General features: G+C 72.7%; 11 protein-coding genes. 5 read left to right on the top strand and 6 right to left on the bottom strand.

Annotated elements, in window-relative coordinates; translation table 11 throughout:
- Positions 1-6: 6 nt before the first annotated feature.
- Positions 7-582, top strand: a complete 576-nt coding sequence (locus AB0E24_RS10710; RefSeq protein WP_079259413.1) for a TIGR03086 family metal-binding protein — start codon at positions 7-9, stop codon at positions 580-582.
- A gap of 985 nt (positions 583-1567) precedes the next feature.
- On the opposite strand, the gene AB0E24_RS10705 is transcribed toward AB0E24_RS10710, so the two are convergent.
- The 5 genes from AB0E24_RS10705 to AB0E24_RS10685 all read right to left on the bottom strand — a co-directional run bounded on the left by AB0E24_RS10705 (position 1568) and on the right by AB0E24_RS10685 (position 8546).
- Positions 1568-3667, bottom strand: a complete 2100-nt coding sequence (locus AB0E24_RS10705; RefSeq protein WP_359376065.1) for a catalase — start codon at positions 3665-3667, stop codon at positions 1568-1570.
- The gene (locus AB0E24_RS10700; RefSeq protein WP_079259415.1) at positions 3664-4218 is read right to left on the bottom strand and encodes a type 1 glutamine amidotransferase domain-containing protein; all 555 of its coding nucleotides are present in this window, start codon (positions 4216-4218) and stop codon (positions 3664-3666) included. The genes AB0E24_RS10705 and AB0E24_RS10700 overlap by 4 nt, the downstream gene beginning before the upstream one ends.
- A gap of 92 nt (positions 4219-4310) precedes the next feature.
- On the bottom strand, positions 4311-6116 hold the full coding sequence (locus AB0E24_RS10695) for a thiamine pyrophosphate-requiring protein (protein ID WP_359376062.1): 1806 nt from the start codon (positions 6114-6116) through the stop codon (positions 4311-4313).
- Positions 6117-6163: 47 nt separating this feature from the next.
- On the bottom strand, positions 6164-7129 hold the full coding sequence (locus AB0E24_RS10690; RefSeq protein WP_359376060.1) for a TIGR03557 family F420-dependent LLM class oxidoreductase: 966 nt from the start codon (positions 7127-7129) through the stop codon (positions 6164-6166).
- Between the two features lie 226 nt (positions 7130-7355).
- On the bottom strand, positions 7356-8546 hold the full coding sequence (locus AB0E24_RS10685; protein WP_359376057.1) for a PAS domain-containing protein: 1191 nt from the start codon (positions 8544-8546) through the stop codon (positions 7356-7358).
- A gap of 174 nt (positions 8547-8720) precedes the next feature.
- Here AB0E24_RS10685 and AB0E24_RS10680 point away from each other — a divergent pair, with 174 nt between their 5' ends.
- Positions 8721-9509 (top strand): ANTAR domain-containing response regulator, encoded by a 789-nt coding sequence (locus AB0E24_RS10680; RefSeq protein WP_069867009.1) that lies wholly within the window; start codon positions 8721-8723, stop codon positions 9507-9509.
- Here AB0E24_RS10680 and AB0E24_RS10675 read toward each other — a convergent pair.
- Positions 9433-9975, bottom strand: a complete 543-nt coding sequence (locus AB0E24_RS10675; protein WP_359376055.1) for a hemerythrin domain-containing protein — start codon at positions 9973-9975, stop codon at positions 9433-9435. The two genes, AB0E24_RS10680 and AB0E24_RS10675, sit on opposite strands and share 77 nt — an antisense overlap.
- A gap of 104 nt (positions 9976-10079) precedes the next feature.
- Here AB0E24_RS10675 and AB0E24_RS10670 point away from each other — a divergent pair, with 104 nt between their 5' ends.
- From AB0E24_RS10670 to AB0E24_RS10660, 3 genes are all read left to right on the top strand, one after another.
- Positions 10080-11303 (top strand): aminotransferase class I/II-fold pyridoxal phosphate-dependent enzyme, encoded by a 1224-nt coding sequence (locus AB0E24_RS10670; RefSeq protein WP_359376052.1) that lies wholly within the window; start codon positions 10080-10082, stop codon positions 11301-11303.
- Between the two features lie 61 nt (positions 11304-11364).
- The gene (locus AB0E24_RS10665) at positions 11365-12519 is read left to right on the top strand and encodes an MBL fold metallo-hydrolase (RefSeq protein ID WP_079153166.1); all 1155 of its coding nucleotides are present in this window, start codon (positions 11365-11367) and stop codon (positions 12517-12519) included.
- A 117-nt stretch (positions 12520-12636) separates the two neighbouring features.
- Complete coding sequence (locus tag AB0E24_RS10660; protein WP_359376049.1) at positions 12637-13713, top strand: right-handed parallel beta-helix repeat-containing protein; 1077 nt, start codon at positions 12637-12639, stop codon at positions 13711-13713.
- Positions 13714-13718 lie beyond the last annotated feature (5 nt).

The following is a 13718-nucleotide window of genomic DNA, read 5'->3' as shown; positions in this document are numbered from 1 at the left end:
TCGCCCATGGCGGAGAATCCGCTGCTGGCCAGGCATCGCGAGGCCCTGGACCTCTTCACCGAACGGGTGCACACGATCCGGCCCGATCAGTGGGACGACCCGACGCCCTGCACCGAGTGGACCGTGCGCGACCTGGTGAACCATCTCGCGGTCGAGCAGATGTGGGTGCCGCCGCTGGTCCGGGAGGGGGCGAGTGTCGCCGACCAGAGCGATGAGCTGGAGGGCGATCTGCTCGGTGAGGACCCCGTCGCCACGTGGGACGTGGTGGCGGCCGCGGCACGGGACGCCTTCCGCGAGCCGGGGGCGCTGGACCGGATGGTCGATCTCTCGTACGGGGAGAGCCCCGCCACGAACTACTGCGCCCAGATGACGGCTGACGCGGCCGTGCACGCGTGGGATCTGTCGCGGGCCATCGGGGCGGATGAGCGCATTCCGAAGCCGCTGGTGGACTTTTCGGTGCGGGAGGTCGCGCCGTATGCGGCGGATCTGGAGGAGACTGGGCTTTTCGCGGCGCCTGTTGAGCCGCCGCGGGGGGCGGATGCGCAGGCGCGGCTTTTGGCGTTGCTGGGGCGTGAGCCGTAGGGGCTTCCCCCACCCCGCCCCTCCCCGAAACCGGGGGACTCCGCCCCCGGCCCCCACCGGGGCTCCGCCCCGAACCCCGCTCCTCAATCGCCGGAGAGGCTGAAATGCGGCCCAAGGCCGCGCCCGCATAACAGCGCCTCACCATGCGGGGCGCACCCCGCTGCCGAGATGGGAGGGCCCCGGCAACGGGGCAGGATCGCCCACAGTCGCGCCCCACCCGTGAGCGCCTGCGGTCGGGAGGGGATCCGCACATGGACGTGCCCCGAGGACGCGTGCGACCCGCACACGGGCGCGCTCCGCAGTCGGGCGCGCCGCGTACACGACGCGACGCAGCCTGGTGCGCCCCGTTGGTCGGGACCGGCACACGGACGTGACTCGGCCGGGAGCGATCCGTAGGCGGCCCCGCATCCCGGCGGATCAGCACTCGGGCGGGATCCGTAGACCGGCGCGCCCCAGGACAGGTGGGGGCCCGTCGCGCATGGGCAGGACCCGTTGCGCATCGGCGGGGCCCGCGCATGGGGCGCGCCCCATGCGCGGACGCGAGTGAGCCGGGCGGGCCAGCACACGGTCGCGCCCATGAGCTGGGCGCGACCCGCACCCGCCTGGGCGGCCCCCGGCAAACGGACGCGACCCGCACTCGTACCCGGGCCCGTCCAGTACGCCCGGGCGCGGGCCGGGGCCCGCCCATGAGGTGCCCTCGCGCATGAGGTGCCCTCGTGTATTGCAGTCCACCGGCCGGCCGTGCATCGAGACCTCGTGCCGTGCCGGAGCGATGGTCAGGGGGCCGACGGTGAGCACCGGTTCCGGCGGCGTGGCGGCGGCGGTGGCAGCGGTGGAGGTGCCCTTGCCCATGAGGTGTCCTCGCCCATGAGGCCCTTGCCCAATAGGCGCCCTCGCGCAAGACGCCCCGGCAGGGGTGTGGGCCGGAGGCGTTCTCCGGCCCACGTCCCTGCCGGTCACCCCGCCCCACCGCGGCCCGCGGAATTCAGCAGCGGACCGGTGGGCGGTTCCAGTGGCGGTGGGCGGCTATGGCTTCTGTGAAGGCTCGGGTGAAGTCTTCGCTGGCGGCGCCCGTTGTGGTGTCGGTGACGACGCCGCGGTCGGTGCAGACGTGGCCGTGGCCCGAGGCGATGTGGAGGCCCTCGGGTTCGAGGGTGGAGAGGATGCCGACGCCGGAGCCGAGTGCGCCGATGGGTTTGCCGTGACGGTAGGCGTCGCGGACGAAGCGCATGGCGGCGCTGTCGGAGCCCAGGGCGGGGGTGCCGGTGGGGCCGCCGGGGAGGAGGACGGCGTCGTAGAGGACGGAGGCGACGGTGGGGAGGGCGCGGTCGACCGCGTAGCCGTTGCCGTCGGCGCCGAGGACCTTGCCGTCGTGCGGGGCGATCGCCTCGACGACGGCGCCCTGGTTGGTGAGCGCCTCCTGGGCCTGGGCGAGCTGGCCGGTGTCGACTCCGTCGGTGACCAGCACCGCGATCTGGCGGGTGCGGATCGAGCCGTCGCCATGCAGGTTGTCCAGGCTCAGCGCGGGTGATGCCTGGGGTTTGTGGTTGTTGGCGCCGGGTTCCGGCATGGCCACGCCGATGCCCTGGGCGACCCGTGAGGCGAGGTCGTAGTCGACATGGGCCAGCTGTTCGACGGTGCGTTCCCGCACATGCACCGCGTCGACCTTGCCCAGCTCGAATTGGAAAGCCTCCACGATGTGGCGCCGCTCCCAGTCGGTCATGCTGTTCCAGAACAGCGCGGCCTGGCTGTAGAAGTCCTTGAAGGACTCGCTCCGTTTGCGGATCTTATGGCCCTCCACCCGCTCCGCGTAGTGGGAGAAGGCGTAGCCGTCCGCCCCGGCGAGGGCCGGGCAGCCTCCGCCGAGTGAGTTGGGGGAGTAGCTGGTGCCCTTGTGGATCATGGTCTGGTGGTAGCCGTCCCGGTGGTTGGTGCGGGCCGGGGCGACCGGCTGGTTGACCGGGATCTGTGAGAAGTTGGGCCCGCCCAGCCGGATCAGCTGGGTGTCCAGGTACGAGAAGTTCCGGGCCTGGAGCAGCGGGTCGTTGGTGAAGTCGATACCGGGGACGACGTTCCCGGTGTGGAAGGCCACCTGCTCGGTCTCCGCGAAGAAGTTGTCCGGGTTGCGGTCCAGGACCATATGGCCGATCGGCCGCACCGGCACCTGCTCCTCCGGAATGATCTTCGTGGCGTCGAGTAGATCGAAGTCGAAGTTGAACTCGTCCTCCTCCGGGACCAGCTGCACCCCCAGCTCGTACTCGGGGTACTGTCCCGCCTCGATCGCCTGCCACAGATCGCGCCGGTTGAAGTCGGGGTCGCGGCCCGCGCACTCCTGCGCCTCGTCCCACACCAGCGAGTGGACGCCCAGCTTCGGCTTCCAGTGGAACTTCACAAAGGTGCCGTGCCCCTGCGCGTCCACGAAGCGGAAGGTGTGCACCCCGAAGCCCTGCATCATCCGGAAGCTGCGCGGAATCGCCCGGTCCGACATCAGCCACATCATCATGTGCATGGTCTCGGGCTGGAGCGAGACGAAGTCCCACAGCGTGTCATGGGCGGAGGCGCCGGTCGGGATCTCGTTCTGCGGCTCCGGTTTGAGCGCGTGCACGAAGTCGGGGAACTTGATCCCGTCCTGGATGAAGAAGACCGGCATGTTGTTGCCGACCAGGTCGTAGTTGCCCTCCGAGGTGTAGAACTTCGTGGCGAAGCCCCGTACGTCCCGCACTGTGTCCGCCGAGCCCCGGGGCCCCTGCACGGTGGAGAACCGTACGAAGACCGGGGTGCGCACGGACGGGTCCTGGAGGAAGGCGGCGCGGGTGAACTCCGCACAGGACTCGTACGGCTCGAAGTAGCCGTACGCGCCCGCGCCCCGCGCGTGCACCACCCGCTCCGGGATGCGCTCATGGTCGAAGTGGGTGACCTTTTCGCGGAAGTGGAAGTCCTCCATCAGGGTGGGGCCGCGTTCGCCCACGGTGAGGGAGTCATCGGTGTGGTCGACCGCCACGCCCTGGTCGGTGGTCAGCGGTCCTTCGGCGGGGTCGGCGGCACGGTACTTCTCGCGCTGCCGCTCCTTGCGGTCCTCCGTCATCGTGCCGCTCCCTTCGTCGTCTTCGCGAACTCCTCCAGGAACGCCTCGCGGAACGCCTTGAGATCATCGGGGTTACGGCTGGTGATCAGCGTGTTGGGCCCGGCCGTGCAGACCTTGACCTGCTCGTCCACCCAGGTACCGCCGGCGTTGCTGATATCGGTCCGCAGGCTCGGCCACGAGGTCAGGGTGCGGCCGCGCACCACATCGGCCTCCACCAGCGTCCAGGGGGCGTGGCAGATCGCGGCCACCGGTTTGCCCGCGTCGAAGAAGCCCTTGGCGAAGGCGACGGCCTTGCGGTCCAGGCGCAGGAAGTCGGGGTTGGCGACCCCGCCGGGCAGCACCAGGGCGTCGTACTCCTCGACCGTCGCGTCCTTCACCGCCTGGTCGACCTCGAAGGTGTCGGCCTTGTCGAGGTGGTTGAACGCCTGGATACGGCCGGGTTTGGTGGACACCAGACGGGGGGTGCCCCCGGCGTCCCGGACCGCCTGCCAGGGGTCGGTCAGCTCGACCTGCTCCACGCCTTCGGGGGCGACGAGAAAGGCGACCTTCATTGCTGCTCACGTCCTTCCGGTCCGGGTATCGCATTCGTCCGGTGCGGCGGGTAGCCAGCGGGGACGGGGTCGAAACGGGAACATCGGGAACATCAGGAGTCGCCCGGAGCCTTCTTCCGGTGCGGCAGGAACTCCTGCACCTTCGCCTTCAGCCCCTGGCGGACCATGCCGGCCCGGTCCGTGTCGCCCTTGACGATCGACCCGACGGTGGCCTCCATCTGCTCCCAGGTGGCATGCGGCGGGATCGGCGGTACGGCCGGATCGGTGCGGAACTCCACCACCGCCGGGCCGTCCGCGCTCAGCGCCTCGTGCCACGCCCCCTCGACCTGCTCGGGCTTCTCCACCCGGATGCCGGTCATCCCCAGCGATTCGGCGAACCGCGCGTAGGAGACATCGGGGAGCTCCTGCGAGGGCAGGAACTGCGGTGCCCCGCCCATCGCCCGCATCTCCCAGGTGACCTGGTTGAGGTCCTGGTTGTTCCAGACGCCGACCACCAGCCGGGGGTCCTCCCACGAGGTGTGGTACTTGGCCACCGTGATCAGCTCCGCCAGGCCGTTCATCTGCATCGCGCCGTCCCCGACCAGCGCGACGGCCGGCCGGTCCGGACGGGCGAACTTGGCGCCGATCGCGTACGGCACCCCGCAGCCCATCGTGGCCAGCGTGCCCGAAAGCGAGGCCCGCATCTCGCCGCGCATCCGCAGATGGCGGGCGTACCAGTTGGCGACGGAGCCGGAGTCGCAGGTGACGATGGCGTCGGTGGGCAGCAGCGGATCCAGGCAGTGGGCCACATACTCGGGGTTGATCGGGTCGGCGGACACCTCGGCGCGCCGCGCCATCACCTCGCGCCAGCGCTGCACCCCCGCGATGATCCTCTCCTGCCAGTCGCGCGACTCCTCGCGCTCCAGCAGCGGCAGCAGCCGCAGCAGGGTCTCGCGCGCGTCGCCGACCAGGTTGACCTCGTACGGATAGCGCATCCCGATCATGTGCGGATCGAGATCGACCTGGACGCCGCGCGCCTTGCCGAACTCCGGCAGGAACTGGGCGTACGGAAAGCTGGAGCCGATCGTCAGCAGCGTGTCGCAGTCCCGCATCAGCTCGTACGAGGGCCGGGTGCCCAGCAGTCCGATGGAGCCGGTGACATAGGGCAGTTCATCGCTGAGCACATCCAGGCCGAGCAGCGCCTTGGCGACCCCCGCGCCGAGGGTCTCGGCCACCCGCTGGACCTCGGCGCGCGCCCCGGCGGCGCCCTGGCCGACCATGATCGCCACCCGCTCGCCCGCGTTCAGCACCTCGGCGGCCCGCTCCACCGAGGTCCCGGAGGGCACCGCGGACCAGCCGCTGCGGTCCAGGCTGGAGGGCACCATCTTGAACTCATGGGTGGGCGCGGCGTAGTCGAGCTCCTGCACATCCGCCGGGATGATCACGGCGGTGGGGGCGCGGCGGGCGTAGGCGGTGCGGATCGCCCGGTCCAGGACGTTGGGCAGCTGTTCGGGGACGGTGACGGTCTCCAGGAAGTCGGAGGCCACGTCCTTGAACAGGCTGTGCAGATCCACCTCCTGCTGGTACGAGCCGCCCATCGCGCTGCGGTGGGTCTGGCCGACCAGCGCCACCACCGGCACATGGTCCAGCTTGGCGTCGTACAACCCGTTCAGCAGGTGGATCGCGCCGGGGCCCGAGGTGGCGGCGCACACACCGAGGCGGCCGCTGAACTTGGCGTAGCCGACGGCCTCGAAAGCGGCCATCTCCTCGTGCCGGGCCTGGATGAACCGGGGCTCGTTCCCGGCCCGCCCCCATGCGGCGAGCAGACCGTTGATGCCGTCCCCCGGGTAGCCGAACACATGCTCGATACCCCACTCGGACAGTCGGGCGAGGATGTAGTCGGCCACTTTCATGGTCATGGTGGGTCATCGCTCCTCTCGGTGATCGCCTTTCTGAGCGATCACGGTCAACCGGCCACCTGCGGCAGCACCTTGGTGCGGTAGAAGTCGAAGAAGCCGCGCTGGTCGGGGCCGATCTGATTGACGTAGACGGTGTCGAACCCGGCCTCGGCGTAGGCGCTCAGCGCGCCCACGTGCGCGTCCGCGTCATCCCCGCAGACCACCTTCCCGGCCATCCGCTCGGGGGTGACCAGCTCGGCGGCCTGCTCGAACTGGCCCGGGGTGGTCAGCGTCGACAGCAACTCACCGGGCAGCCCCTCGGTCGGCCACAGTCGGTGGGCGGTGCCCAGCGCCTCGTCCGGATCCGGGCCGTAAGCCACCTTCAGGCCGCCGCTGGCCATTTTGCTGTTGCCCCCGGCGCCGCTGCCGCGCCGGAACCGCGCCACCAGCTCCGCGTCCGGGGCCATGGTGATGAAGCCGTCGCCGACCCGTCCGGCCAGCGCGGCGGCGGTCGATCCGAAGGCCGCGATGTCGATGGGCACCGGCTCCTCGGGCACGGTGTACAGCCGGGCGTTCTCCACCGTGTAGTGCTTGCCGTGATGGGTGACGCGGCGCCCCTCGAACAACTGGCGCATCACCGTCACGGCCTCCTCCAGCATCTCCAGCCGGATCGGCGCCGGCGGCCAGCGGTCGCCCAGCACATGCTCGTTCAGCGCCTCTCCGCTGCCCACGCCCAGCCGGAAGCGGCCCTCCAGCAGCACCGAGCTGGTCGCGGCGGCCTGGGCCACGATGGCCGGGTGCATACGGATGGTGGGGCAGGTCACCGCGGTCTGCACGGGCAGGCTGGTGGCCTGCGCGAGGGCGCCGATCACCGTCCAGACGAACGAACTCTGGCCCTGGGCGTCGTTCCAGGGGTGGTAGTGGTCCGAGATCCACAGATGGCTGAAACCGGCCTGCTCCGCCATCCGGGCCTGCTCGACGAGTTCCGCGGGCCCGTGTTCTTCGGCGGCCAGGAAATAGCCGTACTCGGTCATGGGGCCCTCCTCGAGCGCGGATGCCGGCAGACGCCGGCAGATGCGACGGGTAACCGGCGCCCAGGGAAGGAAACCTCGTTTGACACCGCGTGGGAGGGGCACGCGGCTCTGTGTACTTCGGCATCCGTATCTTCGGCATCTTGGGCATCCGTATGACGAAGCCCTGGGGACCGCCCGCCCGGCCGGGCGGGTCGGCCCCGGCGCCGCCCGAGCCCATGTGCGCGGGTTACGCCCCGGGAGCCGCGGCGCGCGGGGCGGTGCGCGGCATGGCCAGGGCGATATGGCGGGCGATCCGGTCCGCCACGCCCGCCTCCGCCATCTCGAAGACACCGCGCCCGCCGGTGCGGAAGAACGTGAGCGCCCCGCGGACCGGGCCCGTGGCGGAGGCGCGCAGGGGTATGCACAGCAGCGAGGTGACTTCTTCCCGCACCAGCACGGGCGCGCCCGTGGCGTCCTGCCCGAAGGCGTCGGCGTCGTACGGGCTCATCCGCAGCGCGGAGACCCCCTCGCGCAGCGCGTCCACCACCAGGGGGCAGTCCGCCGGGTCCTGTTCGGCCAGGGACGCCGTACGGTCGCCCACCGCCTCCCGCGGGCCGAGCGCCACCACCCGGCGCGGGGCGCCCGGATCCGCCTCCGGTGCCAGATCGGCGATCACCCAGTCGGCGAACCGGCCGTGCAGCACCTCCGCTGCCCCGGCCAGCACGGCCTCCGGACCGGCCCCGGCCAGCGCCGTCCGCAGCAGCGCCGCCGCCATGTCGTCCACCAGGTCCAGCAGCTCGGCATGGCGGGTCACCTCCGCCAGATCCGGCCGGGACTCCGGGCGCCGCGCCCCGGCCGCCCCCTCGCCCGGCGGGCCGGCCATCCCGGGCTGGAACGCCGCCAGCACCGCCGGATGGGGCTCGCCCGGCGGCCGCAGCGCGGCCAGGGTCACCCGCGCCTCGCCGTCGGCCGTCGGCTGCGACAGCCACACCGTCAGGCTGCGGTCGCCCTCGCCGCGCGCGACCGCGGCGACCTGCGAGCGCAGCGCCGCCTGCGCGTCCTGCCGCAGCGAGGTGGTGAGCGGGCGCCCGGTGGCGTATCCGGCGCGGGTGTTGAACAGCTGGGTGGCGGCGAAGTTCATACGCCGCACCACGGCGTCGCGGTCCAGCAGCACCGCCGCGACCGGCAGCCGCTGGAACAGCGCCCGCAGCAGCTGCTGCTCCTGCGGGTCGGCGCGGCCACCGCCGGGGCCACGGGTGGCGGCCGCCAGCTCCTCGTACCGCGGCCACAGCACGTCCACCGCGTGCTGGAGCTCGAAGAGGGCGGCGTCCAGCAGGGACGGCCGCTCCTGTGAGGGCAGCGCCCGAGCGGTCCGCAACTCCTCGACCCGCCTGCGGAAGTCCGTGAGCTCCGCACCAAACTCCTGTGCGCCTGGCATGGGCACACCGTAGCCTGACCGACCCCACCGGGCCGCATGGGCGTTGTTTTCCTCCCCAATGACGTGGAGAGGCGAAAAATCGGGGCCCCGGGAGGACGGGGCCGGACCAGCACATCCCACCGCAAAGCAAGCACATCGCACCGCGGCGAAAGGACGAAAGGAGCGGATCCGGCGATGCCCGACCGTACGCATCTCCGCGTGGCCCGTCAGACCGACGCGCCCTCCCTCGGGCGCGGCCTGGCCGAACTGGCGGAGCAGGCCGCCGCGGGCACCCCCGACAGCTGCGGGGCCACCGCCACCGCGGTACTCGCCGATGCGCCCTCCGGCGGTGTGGCCGCCGAGCGGACCACGGCGGCCACCCACCCCGATCTGTCCGCGCTGGTGGCGGTCCAGCTGAGCGCGGGCGAGGGCCCGATCCCCATGGCGCTGGACACCGGCCGCCCGGCGGGCGCCGACGATCTGCTGCGCGACGACCGCTGGCCGCACTACCGGGCGCGGGCGCTGGACGCGGGCGTACGGTCCTCCGCCGCGCTGCCCTTCGTCCGCGACGGGCTCACCGTGGCCGTCTCGGTCTACGGGCTGCGCCCAGGGCCCCTGGGCAAGGCCGCCCAGGGCGCCACCGAACTGCTCGGCGACCTGGCCACCGAGAGCATGGCCCGGGACCGGCTCTACCGCGCAGCGCTGGTCCAGGTCGACCAGCTGGACACGGCGCTGCGCACCCGGCCGGTGGTCGACCAGGCGTGCGGCATCGTCATGTACGTCCTGGGCTGCGACCCGGACCAGGCGTTCGACCTGCTGCGCCGCCTCTCCCAGCGGACCAACCGCAAGCTGGCGGAGCTCGCCGGGACCGTGGTGCGCACCCGCGGCCGCGGCCTGGAGGAGAACCTCATCGCGTTCGGCCGGTCAGCCGCTCCCGGACCCGGTCGGCCAGCGTCCGGCCCGGACCTGGACCCTCCGGGCTGACCGGGGGCACGCCCCGCGCCGCGGCCGCCGCCTCGCCGACGCGCAGGCCCAGCACCATCCGCTCCTCGGGGGTGAGCCGCTCCCGCAGCTCGGGGAAGACCAGGTCCTCCTCGCCGCGGATATGCATGGACACCACGTCCATCAGATCCCGCACCAGCGGGTCGAAGCTCCGGTCCCCGGGGTCCACCGCGTCCAGGTCGGACAGGATCCGCTCGGCCTCGGCCAGCTCCTCGATCTCCTCGTCGGCGATCCGGTCGCCGTTCGGCAGCGCCTTGCGGACCGTGGGGTACAGATAGGTCTCCTCGGTCACCGAATGGCGCACCACCTCCACCGTCATCCGGTGCACCAGCTGCCTCCGCCGCTCCGGGTCGGTGGTGGCGCGGTACCCCTCGAAGAGGGTGCGCACCGTGTGGTGGTCCGCGGTGAGCACGTCCACCACATCGTGTTCTTCCGGCATCGCTGTCATGGCGCCCGGGTCCCCCGGGCCACTTCCGCGAAACGGCGCCGGAGATCTGCGAAGGTGGACATACGTGGGCGGAGGCGCGCCGGACACGGGCGGAGGTGTGGACGATGCAGCGGCAGTGGACCGCTCCGGCTCCGGCGGACCGGGACGACGGCGGGCTGCCGGTCCTCCCGGAGCTGCTGGACAGCTTTGTCGCGGCGGCCGGTCACACCGCGCCGCAGCCGGTCGGCGGCTCGGCCGAGCTGCGCTCGGCCGCCTGTGGCTACTGGTCGCGGCGCGGGCTGTGGACCGACCCGGAGCACGTCGTGGTCGCCCCCGGCGCCGAGCCGCTGCTGCTGGCGCTGCTGGCCTCCGCGCCCGGCGGCGATGTGCTGCTGCCCCGCCCCTGCGCCGCCTGGTACGCGCCGCTGGTGCGGCTGGTGGACCGGCGGGCCCACCACGCTCCCGTCCCGGCCGAATGCGGTGGGCTGCCCGATCCGTTCGCGCTGCTGGAGACCGCCCGCAGGATCCGCGCCGAGGGCGGGGTGCCCCGGGTCCTGCTGCTGTCGGCGGCCGACGACCCCACCGGCACCGTGGCCCCGCCCGAGCTGCTGCACGAGGTGTGCGAGGCGGCCGTGGCCGAGGGGCTGCTGATCGTCAGCGACGAGACCTGGCGGGACACCGTCCACCATCCGCAGGGCACGGTGCTGCTGAGCCCCGCCGAGATGAGCCCCGAGCATGTGATCGTGCTCTCCGACCTGGTGAGCGCCTTCACCCCGGCGGGCTGGCCCGCCGCGATCGCCCGGTTCCCCGCCACCGAGCGCGGTGCGGAGCTGCGCGGCCGGGTGCTGTCCCTGCTCGCCGCCGTACGCTCCGGGCTGCCGACGTCCATCGCCGCGGCCGCCGCGTACGCCCTCGGCGAGCCGGAGCCGGTCCGGGGCCGGATGGCGGCGGCGGCCCGTGCGCACGGGGCCGTGGCCGCGGCCGTCTACCGGGCGCTGACCGCCGTCGGGGCGCTGACCCGCCCGCCGCAGGCCGGCCGGCACCTCTACGCCGACCTCGACGAGCTGCGCGGGGTGCTCGCCGCCCGTGGCATCACCGACTCGGTGGAGCTGGAGCGCGAACTGGTCCGGCGGATCGGTCCGAGCGTGGCCGGGGGCCATCGTTTCGGCGACCCCCCGCACACCCTGCGGCTCCGGCTGGCGACCCTGCCGCTGCTCGGCGCGGCGGAGGAGTCGCGGCTGCGGGCGCTCCAGGCGCCCGATCCACTGGAACTGCCCCATGTGGCCACGGCGTTGGCCGACTTCGAGACGGCCTTCCGCGACCTGATCGAGGACGGCCCGGTGCCCTGAGCCGCCGGGCCATGACATGCCGGCGGGAAGGGCCGGCCCAGATACGGAAGGGAGCCAGGCCATGACCGACCACGCCGAGCAGGCCGAACCGGCGGAACCGGCGGAGCGGCGCCGCGCCACACCCGGCGCCGCCGCCCGGCCCCGGCTGGCCCCGGCCGCCCCCGTGCCGGGCGCCCCGGAGCTGGGCATCCCCGAGGCGGGCGTCCCCGGGACGGCCGCCCCCGAACCGCCCGTCCCCGAACCGGCCGCCCCGCGTCCGCTGGGCGAGAGCCGCCGCTGGCCGCGGTCGTTCGCCGACCGGCTCACCTCCCCGCTGCCGGGGGTGCGGGCGCTGGCCCGGCTGGCCCGGGAGGGCCGGCTCAGGCCGCCCCTGGAGAGCCTCCGGGAGATCCCCGAGCTGCCCTTCGAGCCGGGTCCGCTGCCGCTCACCGGCCCCGGCGAAACCGCGCTCACCTGGGCGGGGCACGCCAGTTGGGTGCTGCGGATCGGCGGGCTCACCGTGCTCACCGACCCGGTCTGGGCCCGCAGGATCCTCGGCACCCCGGTCCGGGTCACTCCGGTGGGGGTCCGCTGGGAGGACCTGCCGCCCGTCGACGCGGTCGTCATCAGCCACAACCACTTCGACCATCTGGACGCGCCCACCGTCAGACGGCTGCCGACGGCGACGCCGGTCTTCGTCCCCGCCGGGCTCGCCCGCTGGTTCCGGGCCCGCGGATTCACCCGGGTGACCGAGCTCGACTGGTGGGAGGCGGCCGAACTGCCCGGCGCGGACGGCCCGGTGCGCTTCGACTTCGTACCGGCCCACCACTGGAGCAAGCGCACCCTCACCGACACCTGCCGCTCGCTGTGGGGCGGCTGGGTCATCACCGCGCCGGACGGACAGCGGGTGTACTTCGCCGGGGACACCGGCTACGGCCACTGGTTCCAGCAGATCGGCCGCCGTTATCCGGGTATCGACGTGGCGCTGCTGCCCATCGGCGCCTATGAGCCGCGCTGGATGCTGAGCGGGGTGCACATCGATCCGGAGCAGGCCGTACGGGCGCATCGGGACCTGGGGGCGCGGGTGCTGGCGCCCATGCACTGGTCCACCTTCCTGCTCTCGGCCGAGCCGCCCCTGGAGCCGCTGCACCGGATCCGCGCCGCCTGGGAGGCCACCGGCCGGCCGCGCGAGGAGCTGTGGGATCTGCCGGTCGGGACGTCCCGGGTGCTCGAATAGGCCGCCCGGCCGTCGTGGGCGGGCGTTGCCCAGGGGGCCAAGTGGGGTAATCCGGTGCGTAGCTGACGGGTGGGACATAAGTGGCGAGTGGTGTGGAGCGCACCTAGCTTCCTGTTCATGCGCACACCTAAACTTCGTCACCTCGCGGGCCTCACGGCCGTCGTCGTCATCGAACTCGCCCAGCTCCCCGCGGCCCACGCCGCCCCCGCCGACCAGGCCGCCACCCGCCATGTGGTCCAGCCGGGCCAGTCCATCCAGGCCGCCGTGGACGCCGCCGCGCCCGGTGACACCATCGAGATCCGCCCCGGCACCTACCGGGAGAACATCCAGATCACCACCGACCGGCTGACCCTGCTCGGCGCGGGCGAGTCCACGGTGCTCTCCCCGGCCGAGAAGCCCTCGGACAACGCCTGTGGCGAGGCCGGCCACGGCATCTGCGTCACCGGGACGGCCGAAGACCCCGTCTCGGATGTACGGATCGGCTCACTGAAGGTCACCGGCTTCCCCAAGAACGGCATCTGGGGCTCCGGCACCGACCGGATGACCGTACGGGACAGCGTCTCCGAGGCCAACGGCCAGCAGGGCATGGGCCAGGAGATGTCCACCCGCGGCACCTTCGCCGACAACGTCTCGCGGAACAACAAGCAGTCCGGTGTCTTCCTGGCCAACACCATCGACGCCGAGGGCGGCGCCACCGACGCCCTGGGCACCCTGGTGGCCGGCAATGAACTCAGCGGCAACCGGACCGGTGTCGTGGTCCGCCGGCTGCGCGACCTCACGGTGGAGCGGAACACCATCACCGGCAACTGCGCCGGGGTGTTCATCGTCGGCGACGAATCGACCCCGCGCGCCGGGGACCTGAACGTCCGCCACAACTCCGTCTTCGAGAACAACGCCTACTGCGAGGCCACCGACCGGCTCCCCTTCATCCAGGGCGCCGGCATCGTGCTCACCGGCACCGAGGGCACCCGGGTGACGGGCAACCAGGTGAACGGCAACGTGGGCACCTCGCCCATGTCCGGCGGGATCGTGCTCTACACCAGCGTCGTCGGCGCCCCCAACGCCAAGAACGCCATCAGCCGGAACGTGCTGAGCGGCAACCAGCCCGCCGACCTGGCCGACCGGGACAAGGGCCCCGACAACACCTTCACCGACAACGTCTGTGAGCTGTCCGCGCCCACGGGCCGGTGCTGAGAGGC

It is taken from the genome of Streptomyces malaysiensis subsp. malaysiensis (assembly GCF_040653035.1).
Lineage (GTDB): Bacteria > Actinomycetota > Actinomycetes > Streptomycetales > Streptomycetaceae > Streptomyces > Streptomyces malaysiensis.
The sequence above is the reverse complement of the archived record's forward strand: the minus strand, read 5'-3'. Positions and strand labels throughout refer to the sequence as shown.